The sequence below is a fragment of the Marinobacter sp. genome (assembly GCF_052094685.1).
GTDB lineage: Bacteria > Pseudomonadota > Gammaproteobacteria > Pseudomonadales > Oleiphilaceae > Marinobacter.
The window spans coordinates 22,387-38,599 of the sequence record NZ_JBQDKB010000026.1; the positions used below are offsets into that span (position 1 = coordinate 22,387).

Sequence of the window (16,213 nt, forward strand, 5' to 3'; positions counted from 1 at the left end):
AATGAAACTCAGGAGACCTACTATGTTCAGAACCGTACTGATGTTTGCTGCAGCTATGGCGCTGGCACTGCCAGCCGTAGCCGAAACCCGTGTGGGCGTTGTAGATCTGCGCCAGGCTTTGTTCTCATCTAACGACGCTAAATCATTCAGCGAAGCCATGCAGAAGGATTTTGCTGGCGATGAAGAGAAAGTTCGTGAGACTCAAGAGGCCGCTCGCAAACTTAAAGAACGTCTGGAAAAAGACGGTGCGATGATGAACGAGAGCGAGCGTAACCAGCTTGCTGGTGAGTTCCAGGAGAAGGTCAAAGAATTCAACTTCCTCAAGCAGCGCCTTGATTCCACAGTTAACCAGCGCAAGCAGGCGTTTTTGGAAGAGGCACGCCCAGAAGTGGACGCAGCAGTAAAAGAGCTACTGGAAGAGAACGACCTTGATTTGATTCTTCCGAGCGAAGCTGTTGTCTACGTGAAGCCAGAAATGAACCTGACCTCACAGCTTTTAGATAAGCTGAACCGTTAATTCCTGCCTGAGAGCCTCTGGGCTCGCTAGCGTGTTGTGGAGCGCGTGATGACCGTACAGTCTTACCGGCTTGGAGAAATTGCAGAGGCTTTGGGAGCAGAGCTTCGCGGCGATCCAGAAACACGGGTTTCGGGCCTTGCGACTCTCCAGGCGGCCGGCCCGGATCAGCTCAGCTTTCTGGCAAACCCCGCCTACGCAAAGCACCTAGCGGATACCCGCGCTGCAGCGGTTATTTTGTCGCCTGCAGCTGCGGGAGATAATCCGACCAATGTCCTGTTACTCAATAATCCTTACTTGGGCTATGCTCGCCTCAGCCACTGGTTTGATCCAGTGCCCGTCGCGCCGCCGGGTATTCATCCGGCCGCTGTAGTGGATCCCAGCGCAACAATCGCGATCAATGCGTACATCGGACCCACTGCTGTTATCGAAGCAGGTGCTGTTATTGGAGATCGGGTTGCTATTGGGGCCGGGAGTGTTATTGGCGCCCGCACCACTATAGGCGCCGGCTCCATCATTCGCCCCAGAGTTACCTTAGCTCACGATGTGATGGTAGGGCAGCGCTGTCATATTCTCAGCGGTGCCGTGATTGGTTCTGATGGGTTTGGCTTCGCGAATGAAAAAGGTCAGTGGCACAGAATTGCGCAACTTGGCCGTGTGGTTCTTGGCGATGATGTCGAGGTAGGGGCGAACACAACAATTGATCGTGGTGCTTTGGATGACACGGTCATCGGTAACGGCGTTAAGCTCGATAACCTTATTCAAATTGCCCATAACGTCCGTATTGGTGACCACAGCGCCATGGCCGCTATGGTTGGAATTTCGGGCAGCACGAAGATCGGCAGCCACTGTGTATTTGGCGGCGCCTCGGGAGTGGCCGGCCACTTGGAAATAGCAAACCAAGTGCACCTTACCGGCATGACTCTGGTAACCGGAGATATCCGAGAGCCGGGCGTTTATTCTTCCGGTACCAGTGCAGATACAAATCGGCGATGGCGCAAGAATGCGGTGCGTTTCCGCCAGCTGGATACTCTGGCACGGCGCGTTAAAGAACTGGAAAAGAAATCAGAGGGCTGAGGCCGATCAACATGATGTACATCGATGAAATACTGGAATATCTCCCGCACCGCTATCCGTTTTTGCTGGTGGATCGGGTGACCGAGATTGAAAAGTCAAAATCGATCAAAGGCTACAAAAACATCTCCTTTAACGAGCCGTTCTTCACTGGCCATTTTCCTAATAATCCCATTATGCCCGGTGTGCTCATTATTGAAGCCATGGCGCAGCTTTCAGGCATTCTAGGGTTTGTGACGGTGGGGCGGAAACCAGCAGACGGGCTGGTACAATACTTAGCTGGGTCCAGCAAGGCGCGTTTCAAGCGTCCTGTTTTGCCGGGAGACCAGTTGTGCATGGAATCGGAGATAATCTCCGAAAAACGTGGCATCTGGAAATTTGATTGTCGCGCGTTGGTCGATGGAAACGTCGTCTGCGTTGCAGAGATATTGACCGCTGAGAGAGAAGTTTAATGGCAACAAATGACTGGTCGGGTGTTCATCCTCAGGCGATTGTAGACCCGTCAGCCAAGCTTGCGGATAACGTAACGATTGGCCCGTGGAGCTATATTGGCCCCAACGTTGAGATTGGCGAAGGCACAGAAATTCTTTCCCATGTGGTGGTGAAAGGGCCAACAGTAATCGGCCGGAATAACCGAATTTTTCAGTTTTGCAGCGTTGGCGAAGAATGCCAAGATAAAAAGTACGCTGGGGAGCCAACCACGCTGGTTATCGGGGATAACAACACCATTCGCGAGAATTGCACCATTCACCGCGGCACCGTGCAAGATAAAGGCGAAACCCGAATAGGTAGTAACAACCTGCTTATGGCATATGTGCATGTGGCCCACGACTGCGTTATTGGCGACGACATCATTCTTGCCAACTGCGCAACACTGGCAGGCCATGTAAAAGTAGGCGACCACGCTATTCTGGGTGGCGGCACTATGGTTCATCAGTTCTGCCATATTGGGCCGCACAGTATGGCTGCCGGCGGCAGTATCGTGCTGAAGGATATTCCGGCTTATGTTATGGCTGCTGGCCAGTCTGCTGAGCCTCACGGCATGAACGTTGAGGGGCTCAAGCGTCGTGGTTTCGACAAAGAGGTGCTGATGACCCTGCGCCGGGCATACAAGGTTATCTACCGTCAGGGCTTGACCACCGAACAGGCGGTTGAAATGCTGGAAAAGGACTATGCCGATACGCCGGAAGTGGGCGTGCTTATCGACTCCCTGCGCGGAGCTCATCGCGGCATTATCCGCTGAGCTGGCAGGAGCACTGTTTGATGGATCTTCCCCACACTGCGGTCGTCAGTGATCGCAGAGTAACCTTCGGAATTATTGCAGGTGAGGCGTCTGGGGATATTCTCGGTGCCGGCCTGATTCGATCACTTCGCAATCGCTACCCAAAAGCCCGTTTCGTCGGCATAGGTGGCGATGAGATGATTGCCCAAGGTTTCCACTCACTGGTTCCTATGGAGCGCTTGTCCGTTATGGGACTGGTGGAAGTTCTGGGTCGTATCCGAGAGCTGTTCAGCATCCGCGCTCGTCTCCTGAGCTATTTCTTTGCTACTCCTCCCGATGTAGTTGTAGGCATTGATTCCCCGGATTTCACCCTTGCTATCGAGCGGCGCTGCCGGGAAGCGGGCATTCCATCCGTTCATTACGTCAGCCCTTCTGTTTGGGCCTGGCGGCAGAAACGAATCTTCAAAATTGCCAAATCCGTTGATCTAATGCTCACCCTGTTGCCGTTCGAGGCCAGGTTTTATGAAGAGCATAATGTGCCCGTCGCATTTGTAGGGCACCCCCTCGCAGATCGTATTCCGGTTGTGCCAGAAACAAGTAAAGCCCGCCACGAGTTGGGGCTTGAAGAGGATGTACCTTTGCTGGCCATATTGCCGGGAAGCAGAGCCGGCGAAGTTGAACGTCTGGGAACGCTGTTTCTGGAAGCCGCCCGCTGGATACAGGCTAAGCGACCGGATGTGCAGTTGGTTATACCCTGCGTGAATCGTGATAGAGAAAAACAGGTTCGCGACCTTATCGAAGCCCTTGAAGTGAAATTGCAGGTCACCATTGTGAGAGGCCGGTCCCGCGAGGTGATGGCCGCTTCAGACGTTGTATTGCTAGCCTCCGGAACCGCAACCCTTGAGGCGATGCTGTTGAAGAAGCCTATGGTAGTGGGTTATCGGCTAAGCAACGTCAGCTACGCGCTTCTATCCCGCTTGGTAAAAGTGCCCCACGTTTCACTGCCCAACCTGTTGGCAAAGCAGCCCTTGGTTCCTGAGCTTTTGCAGGACGACGCGACCCCAGAATCACTAGGTGCCGCTGTACTGGAGCGCATGGAAGATCAGCAGGAGCGTGATCGATTGATTGAGGCATTCACAGAGCTTCACCACACACTGAAACAAGATGCCGACGAGAAAGCCGCCCAGGCAATCTCGATGCTTCTTGAAAAGAGAGCTCACTGAATGGCCCGCGCACCAGCACTGCCACCTTTTGAGTGTGCTTATCAGGGAAGACTTCTGGCCGGCGTGGACGAAGTAGGGCGTGGGCCACTCATCGGCGCGGTTGTAACGGCCGCCGTAATTCTCGACCCCGACCGGCCCATTGTCGGGTTGGCAGATTCCAAAAAGCTTACGGAGAAAAAGCGTAACGCTCTGTACGATGAAATCATCGAGCAGGCTACTGCGTGGTGCTTAGGCCGCTGTGAGGCCCATGAGATTGATCAGATCAATATCTACCAAGCCACAATGATCGCTATGGAGCGAGCCGTTGCCGGCCTTGGTGTCGCACCGGAATACGTGCTGGTGGATGGTAACAAATGCCCCAAGTGGCATTGGCCCTCAGAGCCGGTGGTAAAGGGTGATAGCCGGGTAGAGGCGATCAGTGCCGCATCTATTATCGCCAAAGTAACCCGAGACCGGGAGATGGAAGCCATGGAGCAGGCATACCCAGGTTATGGTCTTGCCAAGCACAAAGGTTATCCCACGCCCGTGCACATGGAAGCGTTGTTCCGATTGGGCGTAACCCCAGAGCACCGCAAATCCTTCCGCCCGGTTCAGGAAGCTATGGAGCAGGTCGGCTTTTTCAAGGCGCCGACAACACCCGGGGCAGAAAATCTAAGCTACCCGATTGACCTCTTTGAAAATAGTGATTGACAGTGTGCGCGTGAATCCTTAGTATACGCGCACGTTGATCGGGGTAACCCGGTAACAACCAGTTTGATGCGGGGTGGAGCAGTCTGGTAGCTCGTCGGGCTCATAACCCGAAGGTCGTAGGTTCGAATCCTGCCCCCGCTACCATATAAAAGAAAGGCAGATCAGTAACTTACTGGTCTGCCTTTTTTGCGTTTTGGCTATCGAAAAATCTCTGTGACGTATATGTGACACATGTGTGCCAAACGCGCTGGTGGTGTCACTTGGTGTGTCGGCCGAAACGACCGTAAGTCACTTTGTGGCACAAGCGTTATAGAGCTCAAAGTACGTTTAACGTTTTCGCCCGATTTCACCTTTCCCTCGCTTGCGCCATACTAAATTGGCTAATCCTGCCTGTTAGTCGTCTTGCCGAAATTCTAAAAGTTCGCCCACTTCACACTCAAAAAGTTTGCAGAGTTTATCGAGCGCATCTAGGTCGATTCGTTGTGCTGTTTCCTTATATAGCAGAGTCACCGTATTCCGGTTCAATCCCGTCTCTTTTGCTACATCCACGATTTTCATTTTGCGCTCGCCCATTAGTCGAGCTAGGTGGCAACGGATCATCAAAAGCTATCCTTAATGTATAAATGTTATCCAGAATGACAAAAAACGCTTGCAAATGTACTTTTGTTGTCTAAAATGTCATTTAGAGTGACATTCTGATACGAGGAATGTCTTTTCGCTATTTAGAATAGCGCAACAGAAGGAATGTTTCGATGGATAACTCTTATACCTATCTAACGACCGAAGAACTGGCTGGTCGAATTAAATATGACAGCCGCACGATTCGCCAATGCCTGAAAGACACGGTGTTGTTGGAAGGGCGTCACTACATTAAGCCGTTTGGCCGCCGGAAAATCCTTTTCCTTTGGGAAGAGGTTGAGAAAGAAATGCTAACGGGTGCTCGTGCGCATGAAGTTCTAGCTATTCCGATGGCAAATGGGGTGGTTTGTCATGGGTAAGGTGCGAACTCGCAAAGAGACCGGCAGACTTTATTTGGACTTTATGTGCCAGGGCGTTCGTTGTCGCGAGCAAACTGCTTTGCCAGATACAACTGCAAATCGTAAGAGGGTTGAAGCGTTACTTCAGAAAATCGAAGCAAAAATTTTGCTGGGGAACTTCGATTACGCAGATCAGTTTCCGGATAGCGGTAACCTAAAAAAATTGCGGCTCGGAGGTGCCGGTGCAGTTGAAGAAACAGTAGGAAATCAAACCCCACTATTCGCAGATTTCGCTGACCAATGGTTAGCGGAGTCCAAAGTCCAATGGCGCAACTCTCATACCCGCAACGTGGAGTCGATTCTATCAAGCTCCCTGAAACCGTCCTTCATGGGCAAATGCGTAGGAGAAATCACAAAGGCAGACATCCTAGCCGCCCGCACAAAGATGGCTAAGCGCAAGGGCAGGGGAGCCAGTGGTTTGATGGCTCCCAAAACCATCAACAGTCATTTGACGATTCTACGAATGATCCTGACTGAAGCAGCCGAGCGGTTTGAGTTTGATAACCCCTACCGCAACATCAAGCCGCTCAAGCAACAGAAAGTGCACATTGAGCCGTTCTCGCTGGCGGAGGTGGAGCGCATTTGTAAATACGTCCGGGAAGACTACCGCATCTATTACCTGTTGCGGTTCTACACCGGCCTGCGTACCGGCGAAATTGATGGTTTGAAGTGGGAACACGTGGATTTCGCCAGGCAAGAAATTCTCGTACGGGAAACTCTGATCAACGGTGAGACTGAATACACCAAAACAGATGGCTCCCAGCGTGAGGTTCCCATGTTTGGCCCGGTTTACAACGCGCTAAAAACCCAATACGAAGCAACGGGAAAGTTGAGCAAGTTCGTTTTCTGTAATAACGAGGCTAAACCACTGGATCACAACAACGTGACCAAGCGGGTTTGGTACCCACTCCTAGAAGCCCTGAAATTGACGAAAAGGCGGCCTTACCAAACCCGCCACACCGCCGCCACGTTATTGCTGGCGTCCGGCGAAAACCCCGAATGGGTTGCCAGGGTGTTAGGCCACTCTTCTACCGAAATGCTGTTCAAAGTGTATTCACGCTATATCCCGAACGTCACACGCATGGACGGTTCGGCATTCGAGCGTTTGCTGCAAGGTCGCGCCACTACCAATGGGGAGATGAACCATGAAGCTGAATGATCTACGCCCGCTTCAGAAAAAGACATTCACGGGTACCTATCGGTTGACTGGACGAGTCACATGTTTCGATGACGATGGTTTCCCATACTCTAAGTTGCGCCTGAGCAGCTGTACCGACGACATTGTGGTGCTGGCAGCGATCAATGCGATGGCCATCCCCGAGCGACTGAGCCACATGGAACTGGTGGTAGTGAAAGGACACGTATGTGTTGGGGTGGAGGAGAGCGCGATTCTGCTGACAGATATTCGCCGGCCTCTTAAAACCGATGTGGCTCGGCTGCCAGCTCTACAGACTTTACCGCGAACCTTCTGCCCAAAACCGGAACACCTAGACCAGTTGATTGAAAGCGTGCGAGCACTGAAGTCCGAGCACCTGCAGGTGTTCATTAAGCGAGTGCTGGAACGCCGGGATCGGCTGGAGGTTTTTTTGAAAGCACCGGCCAGCAAGTGTTACCACCATAACGGCCCGGGTGGCTTGTTGGTGCATTCGCTGGAAGTCGCCAAAGGCGTATTGAACATGATCCGAATTAATGAGCCAGACATGCCCAGAGCGTTGCAAGAAGTTGGCTTTGTCGCAGGGCTTCTTCACGACATTGGTAAAACGTTCACCTGCGATGTTAAAGGCCGGCCAACAGCCGCTGCTCGACTCTGTGCACACGATGATCTTACCTTGGAAGCTTGCGCCTTTGGCCTTGCATACCTCGACAAGGTGGACCCACAGGCAGCCATCACCCTTCGCCACATCTGGACCAGTGCGTCCCCAGGGGCCCGTTATGGAATGCCGGCGGCCATGACGCTGGCTCGCTATGTTCGTGATGCGGACGGACAAAGCGCCATGGCCGACAACCAGAGGAAGGCCTTCAATCGCCGCGAACCCCAAGGTTTTGCTCGTTTAGGAAGGAACGCGTACTGGCTGCCTTCGCTGGAAGTCCGTTGATTTGTGATGACTGAAGCCAACATAGAGTTCTACAGTTAGGAGGTGTGGGCCAAAAACGTGCCACACACCTTCTTTTACCTATTCCAACCCACCCCAATCACCGTTCAGCAGCTTTCTGGCTTAGGACTTCTAAATCCAATCAAGGAATGCGCAGAAATGTCAACAATGGCGAGGCTGAGTGAAGTTAATCTGAGTTAGCCTGGTACTTTTCGCAAGATTACCGACGAGTTGGACAAAGTATCAATCCCGGACGTAGTGTTTGAAATTCGAAATGAAAAAGGGCCCGCATCCGCGGGCCCGCAGTGGTTACTCACAATGACAAGTGACTTAACTGCCGGTTGCGCGCATGTGCTGCACGTTGAACATTTGTGGCTTGGACAGCTCAGGGTCAACCTGGCCCTTGAACTGGCCGGTGGTGCAGTGACTCGCTTGTACATCGATCATGCTGAACGAATCGTCGATAGACACGCCGGTGCCCTTGTTCTTGGGCAGATGGAAATCAGGATGGGCTTGGCCGATGGTGAAGGTTTTCCACATGCTTCCTTTACGGTCATAAGACACAGTGCGGGGAATGGTGAAAGTCTGGGCATCCATGTAATGAACGCGCTTCGACAATGGGTGGCTGTCATCCACCGGTACCGACTCTACTTCGTATACTTTGCGCAGTTGCCAAGTGATATCCGGGAAGCAGCCACCCTGGCCGTTAAAAGCAACCACCTGAAAACCATCGCCATCTTCATGGGTTTTAGTATCAAGGTTCATATCGTTGTGGTTGTAAAACGGCATCAGCATGTAACGGGTGCCCTTATAGGTCCAGTCCATGTCTGAGATGCGGCCATTGTAGCCCTCAAAATCTTCAATCATCAGATCCGAGCCCAAGAACGCATCAGTAACCTGCCCTGTTGCCAAACGGCGCACACGACGCTGGAAACCAAGGTAGAGCCAAGAGTTATCTCGTTTAAGGTCATCTGCTGCGCGGTGGATCAGCAACTGGGTATTGCGCACGTCCGCTGGAGCAAGCACCTGAACATAAATGGCGCGGAACAGGTCAGATGGGTTGGGCGTGATTTCTGGTGTTGGCTCCTGAATCACGCGGCCCTTATAGTTTAGGAAGTGGAAATTGAACTTGATGGTTCGCTCAACCTTGCCGGAATCCATATCCCGGTATTTCCAATAGAATGGATAGATGGCAGCGCTGTCGCCCCAGTTGTAACCGTACTTGTAGTTCCAAGCCAGTTTTTCGCCAGCACGTGGGTCATTGGCATCCGGCTCCTGCGGAAACGGGCGGCCAGCTTCCCAGCCGTTGATTTCACCAACCTTCTCGCCCAGAGACACATGGCCCAACGAATCACGGGATGCCCCGACATAGGCTGGATGGAGATCAAACGAGGTGGTTTCTCCAACGATCATCGATGTCCAGCCTTTCTCAATGAACTTGAGAAAGGCTGGGTCAATGATGTCCTTGAATTGATCCACGTTGGACTGGTCAATGGTTATGCCTGCACTTAGGCCTTCATGGCTGGGTTTCCCATCGTTGTACGGATGAAAGGAGTTGTTGATTACTTCTTCATTGGCGTAGGCGCTAGCGGAAAAAATTCCCGCCGTTAGGCCGATTATCAGACCGTTGAACACAGATTTTTGCAATGTTGTTTTCATAATATTTCCTGTTTATCAGAAGCTGTAGCGAGCAGTCAGCTGGATTTCGTCTTCTTTTTGGGCCATACCGATGGGGCCAGACTTGAAGCGACCGAGGGGTTCAAAGCCTGAAAGACCTGCAGATTCACCCGGTTGATGGCCTGCAACCCCCGGTGTTTGTGTGAATGGGTCAAAAGGGTTGCAAGAGCGACAGTCGTCGAACTCGCGTGAGCCAGTGCCTACCTTGAAATTGCCGCCCAAGGTCAGCTTGAAATTATCGTTTACCAGCCAATCAACAGAGGGGGCGATGGTCGTAGCCTGAGCCCGTATATCGTGAGCAGTAATAATTTTTGGAGTCAGGCGACCATTCATGTAAAAGCCTTGCATTAAAAGCGTGGCTGTCCAGTTATGCTCCCAGTTTGGGATACCTGCTTCCCCATAGGCTCTTTGCTCGCGCTCGTGATCGAGTATTTGCTCGCCGAAGATCTGGCCGGAGAACAGGAACGAGTTATCTTCGTTCAGGAAGGGGATGGCGATGTTCTTGTCTGCACCAACAACGTATCGAAGAACGTCAGACTCGGAATAGAGCTCTTTACGAAGCGTGTTCGCGAATTCCTCGCCCGTGGTGTATGCAGTCTCTACCCGAAAGACCGTGTCGATACCTTGAGAGTAATAATCCACGGAGCCTCCAACTAGGTTGACTCTAGGAAAATGGATGTCGAAGGCAATCAGGCCTGGCCAAACACCCGTCGCGCCGGTAAAGCTATTTTCAGCTGGGATGCCACCTCTAAGCGTTGGCATCTGAGAACGGTAGGTGAGTGCGTTGAGTGAGAAACCCAGGTCACCATAAACGCCTTCCATTTTCAGGCCCAACTGAGTATTGGAAAGTTTCCAGCCAGGCATGTGAGCCTCGCGAATACCTATTTGGCCTGGGCCGAAGTCTGTTGCTGCACCGCCGGCGGGCGTGGCACCCGCGAAATTGGCTACAGTGCCACCATTTTCCCAAAGGTTGTTCATGCCCCGGAAGAAGCAACCAGCGTCAAGAATCACGTTGGGCTGACCACACTGCCCCAGATTATTCGGGCGGAATTTGTCGAAGTTCCACACCAGTTGGAAGTTGAGATCATCGAAGGCGAAGCCATCGAATATTTCGGTTGGCCCCATGCGGTAATCCGTACGCAGGATCCACATAGGGATCCGGATGTCTTCCAACTCGTCGTAGATATTGTTACGGGAGTAATCAACCGGGTTGATGACATCCAAAACCCGGAACAGGTCGGTTCTGCCCCAGATAACCTGCTGCTTGCCGAGCCGTGTACTGAGGATATTGCCGCTATCAAAGTTCAGGTCGAAATCGACATAGGCCTCACGAATGAAATCAGCGCGATCATTGAATTCCTGGAATCGAAGATCGTTGGTGGTCTTATCCATATAGCCATCAATACAGCCACGGGAATCCACGTCGCAAGGGCGAACCGGAACACCGAAGGCTACACCGTTGTCCTGCCCGTGCAGGTGCTCACCAAGAACCACCATTCCATCATTGGGGTTCTGGTTTGTGTCAAAACCCAAAAAGGTGCCTGGGGGGGCGATTCCGCCTCCATGAGGTACGAACCCACCTCCAGGTGCACCCTGGAGTTGAATAGGGCCGCCAGCCTTTTCTCCGTACTCCCTATCGTTTAAATCATAAACTCCGTCGTAGCTGCCACGGAGCGTAGAGTTGAAACGCACATTACTGAATATGCCTACATCACCTGCATTGTTTTCCAATTCAAGCTGCAATGTGTTTCGGAACTTGGAAAGAGCTGCGTCTTTCCGCCCGTAGGTGGCATTCTCAACGTACCCGTTAACGCGGGTGTCATCTGCGGCCAAGGTGCTGGCTGTTGGTAACAGCGCCAGGGTGGCACTACCCGCGAGGGTATAGCACCAGGCCCTCAGGCCTTTTATTATTGTTTGCATGGCAGGTCCTCTTACAGGTTTATTGGAGTTTGATACCGGGCCTATGCTCGGTATGGTTCTCCGGGCACGAACCCATCATTCTGCTCCCGAGAAGGCTCAGACGATGGAGATGGTGTTGGTGGGTGACGGCCGGCATGAAGAATGCCGTCGTCGTCGGCGTAGACATCCGTGACAAAACGAGGCTTGAACGCCAGCACCCAGGAGGGCACCAGCAGCATGGCGGCAATGCCATTGATCACGATCATCACGCATAGCAGCAAGGCTGCGTCGGCCTGAAATCGCAGGTCCGAGAAAATAACCCACATAATGATGCCGGCCATTAACGCCAGTGCGGTAAAGCTGATGGCCATGCCTGTTGTGGAAATAGAGCGTCTGACAGCCTCACGGAGATTGCCGTGCCGGGCCATTTCTTCCCGGATGCGGTCCATCATATAAATGGAATAGTCGATGCCCACACCAATGCCCACCGCAATCACTGGAACGGTGTTGATGTCGATACTCAGGCCGTTGAGCCCCATGTACGCATAGGTCAGTGTGGTGGCAAACAACATTGCCAGAAGCATCATCATGCCGGCATGCCAGGAGGTGTAGAACAGCATTACGAAGATGAAAATCAGCAGGAATACCAGTGGAAGCACGATCAGGTTGGTTTCAAAGGCTGATTCGTTCATCGCTGCGGCAACGCCGAGGGTGCCGCCGGCCAGGCGTATGGTCAGGCCTTCAACACTGTCGCCGTTTTCTGCGATCCACTCCTTTAACATGTGGATTTAGGTCAATTAATGGCTATTAAGAACATATTTCGTGGACGCTGTGCGTCATTCTCACCATCAGCTATGGTTGGCCATACCCTAGACTCTGCCCTGGCTCCCGACTTTGGTCTGCCCGCCTGCTTTGCAGCCGCCTGCGCAGGGTTTTCACGCAATAGCCGACTCCATCCTTGCAAGGTCGGCTCTTGATACAGATCCTTGAGTTTGATCTTGTGGCCACGCTTGCGCAGACGATGCATCCAGGCCATCAGCCGCATCGAATCCAGACCCATCGTCAGGAAACTGGTGTCGGCATCCAGCAGTTCCACAGGCACCCCAAGATCAGCGGCGACCTCATCGCGCAGCGAATCGTTCACCCTCTCCATCTCATCATTACTGGTTTGTACAAAACCCATCATTTGAAGCACCTCCAGAATTTACTGATTCAAAGCCCTTGCAAAGCATAGCTATAGCACCTGCTCTACCAATTGCTGGTTCAGCACCAGCACGTCATCTTCGGAAAATCTCCCCACATAAAACTGCAATTTGGCGTAGGCTTGGAACCACTCAACGTAGGTACGTAGCAGTTCCTGTCGCGATTGATAGGACTGACGCTCGGCCTGCAGGGCATCGGTGTTGGTACGCTCACCGCCCGTTACGCTCTTGTGCATGGCCTCGACTAGCGAACGGCTGTCGTCCACGTTTCGGCGCAGCGTGCCGACCCGATTAGCACTGGTGATAAACACTCGGTAGTACTGCTCCACCATGGTGGTCGTAGTGTCGGTAGTGTGGTTCAGTTCGAAGCGCGCTTGGTCGCGCCGGTTATAGGCTTGGCGTGCGGAATAGAAGCTGGAGCCGCCACTGAACAACGGAATACTCACCTGCAGACCAATGGTGTTGGTCTTGTAATCACGACCTTGGTTGTTCACGGTGTCCGAGACAATCCGGTCATGTGCGGCATAGAGCGACACTCTGGGCATGAACTGGCCCTTTTCACGTTCGATGGTCTGGTCGTTGTAGCGAACAGCCAACCGAGCGGCCTGCACTTCGGGGTTCTCCCGCAGGGCGTCGCTGACCAGCGTTTCCAGTTGACCGTTATGCAAGGGCGGCAGCGCGGAGTTCGGATCGATGGCCAGCAGCTCAGCCGCCTGAACCGATCCGCCCAGCAGCGCCGACAGTTCACGCAGACGATCGGCCAGGGCATTTTCATAGACCACCAGCTCGGCCTGGGTGGCCGTCATCTGGGTGCGGGTTTCGAGGATATCGATGCGCGTGCCTTCTCCGTGCGTCACCATCTGCTCATTGCCCTGCAGCATGTCCCGGTACACCTGCAACTGGTGTCGGGCAAGCTCCAGTGAATCGCGGGCCAGTAGTGCGTTCAGGTAGGCGTCGATCAGCGTCACGGCCTCTTGCTGGTACTGCAGCCGAAACTGCACTTCGGCATATTCGGACTGCGTCTTGCCCATCCGATAGGTGCTGATGGCGGAATAGTCGAACAGGCTCTGCTCGATGGTCAGCCCGGTGCGACGTCCGTAGTAGCTATCCTTGGCGGTGTAGTCCTGATCGGGCATCCAGGGAAATTGACCGGGGATGGTGTAGTCCTCGGTTTTGCGCGTGCGGTTGCGCATATAGTTGATCGAGGCCTGCGGTAACAGCGCAGCACGGGCAATGTTCTTCGCGTCACGACCCGCATCGCGGGCCGCCCGAGCGGCATGAATCTGCGGGTCGTGAAGCAGCATGCGTTGATAGGCTCGTACCAGATCGAGCCTGCCATTGCTTTCGGCGTCCAGCTCCTGACGCAGGCCGGACAGACTCGACAGCGGCTCGGCATTCTTCTGGTCAATCCAGGAAGGCGGCAGCTGCAGGTCGACCTGCGCCCTGACTGGCTGTATATCCAGCATCACCAGTCCCACGGCCAGTGCGGCAATCGAAATGGGGTATCTGACTTTGGGGATCTTGCTCAACGCTGCCAGGACGCCATTCATTGCTAAATGCAGGCGCGATGGCGTTTTATTGCATGCGGTCATTCAATCCTCCGTCAATGCCAGACGGGTACGGTCGCGCAGCGGCTTGAGCAGGTAGCTCATCAATGTGCGTTCTCCCGTCTTGACGAAGGCTGTCACCGGCATGCCGGGCTGCAGCCACAACCCCGGTAGCAGCTCACGCCCGTCAAGCTCATCTACGATGATCTCCACGTGGTAGTAAGGAACACCCTGGTGATCTTCCAGGCGGTCGGCAGATACCGTTTTCACGGTGCCTGGCAGCTTGGGGGTAGACGCGCGATTGAAGGCGGCGAACTCCAGCTCCACAGGCTGACCTGCATGAATCTTGTCGACCTCCTGCACGGGCAAGCGGCCTTCGACCATCAGCGGCTGATCCAGCGGCACAATATCCATCAGCTTGTCGCCTGCACTGACCACACCGCCCTGGGTGAATACCGCCAGGCCAGAAACGATGCCTGCTGACGGCGCCAACACCCTGGTATTAGTCACTTCGTACTGGGCACTATCCAGACGCCCCAGCAGATCAGCCGTGCGAGGACTGATTTCAGCCAGCGCGGTGCGCAGCTCCTTCTGGTAGTCCTCCCGCTGCTGGATCAGCCGCTGTTGGTATTCCTGCACTTGGCTTTGCAGCAGACCCAGACGGCCCTCATCGTCGGCCACGGAACCGGCCAGTTGCAGGTACTGGCGTTCCGACTCCAGCAAGCGGTTGCGCGCTAACAGTCCGTCCTCGGCCAGGGTGCGCTGGCTGGTCAACTGCTGCTCGAAGGTCACCCGCTGCTGGCGGCGCGACTGCAGAATGCGCTGCAGGCTGTTGCGCTGATCGGTCGCGCCATGCACAGCCGCTTCCAGGCCGCCCAACGTGGCCTGCTGGGCACTGCGGCGGCTATCGAACAATTGCCGCTGCGCCTGAATGATCTCGGCAGCTTGCAGGCTGCCTTCGCGCTCGGCCTGCAATAGCACCTCATCGAAGCGGATCTGCTCCAATCCGTCTCGTTCCGCCATCAAACGGTTTTCACTCGCCAGGCTGCTCAGGTACTGAAAGCGCAGGGAGTCGAGTTGGTTGGTCGCCACATTGGGCTCCAGTTCCACCAGCACCTGACCCTCGTCCACCGCCTGCCCTTCGGCTACCAGGATGCGCTGCACCTTGCCGCCGGTGATCGGCTGCACCGCCTTGCGATTGCCGCTGACCACCACCTTGGCGTCCAGCGGCACACCGGCATCCAGCGGCGCGAACAGCGACCAGCCGAGAAAGCCGATCACCCCCACCAGCACGATCAGCCAGCCCAGGCGCACATAGTGGCGGTCATCCACTGACAGCAGATCATCCTGAGGATCGATAAGGTCTTTGGTGTCGCGCATTGCAACGTCCATGCTCATTTGTGTGCTCATGCCCCCTCCCTGCGCGGTGTGAAGTTCATCGCCCCATAGGTCGGTATGGGCATGACGCGTGGTTGTGGCTGCGGTTGACCCTGTGGTTGGGCCGGGGCTTGAGGCTGGGAGTGGGGCGGTCTGGGCGGGGCGGTACGCTGCATGCGGTGCATCACTTCGGCCAGCGGGCCGAAGTCGGCCTGGGTGCCGCCATGCAGCACCAGCAGCTTGTCAGCCTGCTTGAGGATGTTGGGCTTGTGGGTGATCAGCACCAGCGTGACACCCGCCTGCTTGATACGGGCAACGGCCTCGGCCAGCATGGCATCGCCCGCCTCGTCCAGGTTGGCGTTGGGTTCATCCAGCACCACCAGGCACGGCTCGCCATACAGGGCACGGGCCAAGCCTACACGTTGGCGCTGGCCGCCAGACAGGCCCAGGCCGTTCTCGCCCAGCCGGGTGTGATAACCCTCGGGCAATTGCAGAATCAGTTCATGCACGCCAGCCATCTGCGCCGCGGCAATGACCTTCTGCTCATCCACCTCGCCGAAGCGGGCGATATTCTCCGCCACCGTACCGGCGAACAACTGCACATCCTGCGGCAGATAGCCCAGCAGAGTACCCAGCACCTCGGGCCGCCATTGGTCGA

Annotated in this window: 17 protein-coding genes and 1 tRNA gene; 10 read left to right on the top strand and 8 right to left on the bottom strand. The window is 54.5% G+C overall.

From position 1 onward, the window contains the following. The first annotated feature begins 22 nt into the window (after positions 1 to 22). From ACTH3S_RS07445 to ACTH3S_RS07475, 7 genes are all read left to right on the top strand, one after another. Complete coding sequence (locus ACTH3S_RS07445; RefSeq protein ID WP_071264047.1) at positions 23 to 517, top strand: OmpH family outer membrane protein; 495 nt, start codon at positions 23 to 25, stop codon at positions 515 to 517. A gap of 48 nt (positions 518 to 565) precedes the next feature. Then, a complete protein-coding gene (gene lpxD / locus ACTH3S_RS07450) occupies positions 566 to 1,591 on the top strand; it encodes a UDP-3-O-(3-hydroxymyristoyl)glucosamine N-acyltransferase (RefSeq protein WP_441808386.1) in 1,026 nt (341 codons plus the stop codon). An 11-nt stretch (positions 1,592 to 1,602) separates the two neighbouring features. After that, on the top strand, positions 1,603 to 2,040 hold the full coding sequence (gene fabZ / locus ACTH3S_RS07455; protein ID WP_441808387.1) for a 3-hydroxyacyl-ACP dehydratase FabZ: 438 nt from the start codon (positions 1,603 to 1,605) through the stop codon (positions 2,038 to 2,040). Next, complete coding sequence (lpxA, locus tag ACTH3S_RS07460; RefSeq protein ID WP_441808388.1) at positions 2,040 to 2,831, top strand: acyl-ACP--UDP-N-acetylglucosamine O-acyltransferase; 792 nt, start codon at positions 2,040 to 2,042, stop codon at positions 2,829 to 2,831. Before fabZ ends, lpxA begins: the two co-directional genes overlap by 1 nt. Positions 2,832 to 2,851: 20 nt before the next feature. Further along, on the top strand, positions 2,852 to 4,033 hold the full coding sequence (gene lpxB, locus ACTH3S_RS07465; RefSeq protein WP_441808389.1) for a lipid-A-disaccharide synthase: 1,182 nt from the start codon (positions 2,852 to 2,854) through the stop codon (positions 4,031 to 4,033). Continuing rightward, positions 4,034 to 4,723: a ribonuclease HII gene (gene rnhB, locus ACTH3S_RS07470; RefSeq protein WP_441808390.1), complete on the top strand. Its 690-nt coding sequence runs from the start codon at positions 4,034 to 4,036 to the stop codon at positions 4,721 to 4,723. A 67-nt stretch (positions 4,724 to 4,790) separates the two neighbouring features. After that, positions 4,791 to 4,867: transfer RNA gene (locus ACTH3S_RS07475), tRNA-Met, on the top strand. A gap of 249 nt (positions 4,868 to 5,116) precedes the next feature. On the opposite strand, the gene ACTH3S_RS07480 is transcribed toward ACTH3S_RS07475, so the two are convergent. Continuing rightward, entirely contained in the window at positions 5,117 to 5,323 is a 207-nt protein-coding gene (locus ACTH3S_RS07480) for a helix-turn-helix domain-containing protein (protein ID WP_096275231.1), read from the bottom strand. A 152-nt stretch (positions 5,324 to 5,475) separates the two neighbouring features. Here ACTH3S_RS07480 and ACTH3S_RS07485 point away from each other — a divergent pair, with 152 nt between their 5' ends. The 3 genes from ACTH3S_RS07485 to ACTH3S_RS07495 are packed head-to-tail and all read left to right on the top strand — an operon-like array spanning position 5,476 to position 7,856. Further along, positions 5,476 to 5,721, top strand: a complete 246-nt coding sequence (locus tag ACTH3S_RS07485; protein ID WP_441808391.1) for a hypothetical protein — start codon at positions 5,476 to 5,478, stop codon at positions 5,719 to 5,721. Further along, a complete protein-coding gene (locus tag ACTH3S_RS07490; RefSeq protein ID WP_441808392.1) occupies positions 5,714 to 6,919 on the top strand; it encodes an Arm DNA-binding domain-containing protein in 1,206 nt (401 codons plus the stop codon). Before ACTH3S_RS07485 ends, ACTH3S_RS07490 begins: the two co-directional genes overlap by 8 nt. Then, on the top strand, positions 6,906 to 7,856 hold the full coding sequence (locus ACTH3S_RS07495) for a TraI domain-containing protein (protein WP_441808393.1): 951 nt from the start codon (positions 6,906 to 6,908) through the stop codon (positions 7,854 to 7,856). Before ACTH3S_RS07490 ends, ACTH3S_RS07495 begins: the two co-directional genes overlap by 14 nt. 327 nt (positions 7,857 to 8,183) lie before the next feature. Here ACTH3S_RS07495 and ACTH3S_RS07500 read toward each other — a convergent pair whose 3' ends face one another. From ACTH3S_RS07500 to ACTH3S_RS07530, 7 genes are all read right to left on the bottom strand, one after another. Next, positions 8,184 to 9,512, bottom strand: a complete 1,329-nt coding sequence (locus tag ACTH3S_RS07500; RefSeq protein WP_441808394.1) for a DUF1329 domain-containing protein — start codon at positions 9,510 to 9,512, stop codon at positions 8,184 to 8,186. A 15-nt stretch (positions 9,513 to 9,527) separates the two neighbouring features. Further along, a complete protein-coding gene (locus ACTH3S_RS07505) occupies positions 9,528 to 11,450 on the bottom strand; it encodes a DUF1302 family protein (protein WP_441808395.1) in 1,923 nt (640 codons plus the stop codon). Positions 11,451 to 11,491: 41 nt separating this feature from the next. After that, positions 11,492 to 12,211, bottom strand: coding sequence for an MMPL family transporter (locus tag ACTH3S_RS07510; protein WP_441808396.1), 720 nt, complete (start codon positions 12,209 to 12,211; stop codon positions 11,492 to 11,494). Positions 12,212 to 12,222: 11 nt separating this feature from the next. Continuing rightward, complete coding sequence (locus ACTH3S_RS07515) at positions 12,223 to 12,615, bottom strand: phosphopantetheine-binding protein (protein ID WP_441808397.1); 393 nt, start codon at positions 12,613 to 12,615, stop codon at positions 12,223 to 12,225. 48 nt (positions 12,616 to 12,663) lie between these two features. Then, on the bottom strand, positions 12,664 to 14,223 hold the full coding sequence (locus ACTH3S_RS07520) for a TolC family outer membrane protein (protein WP_441808398.1): 1,560 nt from the start codon (positions 14,221 to 14,223) through the stop codon (positions 12,664 to 12,666). Then, the gene (locus tag ACTH3S_RS07525; RefSeq protein WP_441808399.1) at positions 14,224 to 15,588 is read right to left on the bottom strand and encodes an HlyD family type I secretion periplasmic adaptor subunit; all 1,365 of its coding nucleotides are present in this window, start codon (positions 15,586 to 15,588) and stop codon (positions 14,224 to 14,226) included. Beyond that, positions 15,585 to 16,213: ATP-binding cassette domain-containing protein (locus tag ACTH3S_RS07530; RefSeq protein WP_441808400.1), on the bottom strand; the 629-nt coding region annotated here is incomplete at its 5' end. The genes ACTH3S_RS07530 and ACTH3S_RS07525, both read right to left, overlap by 4 nt.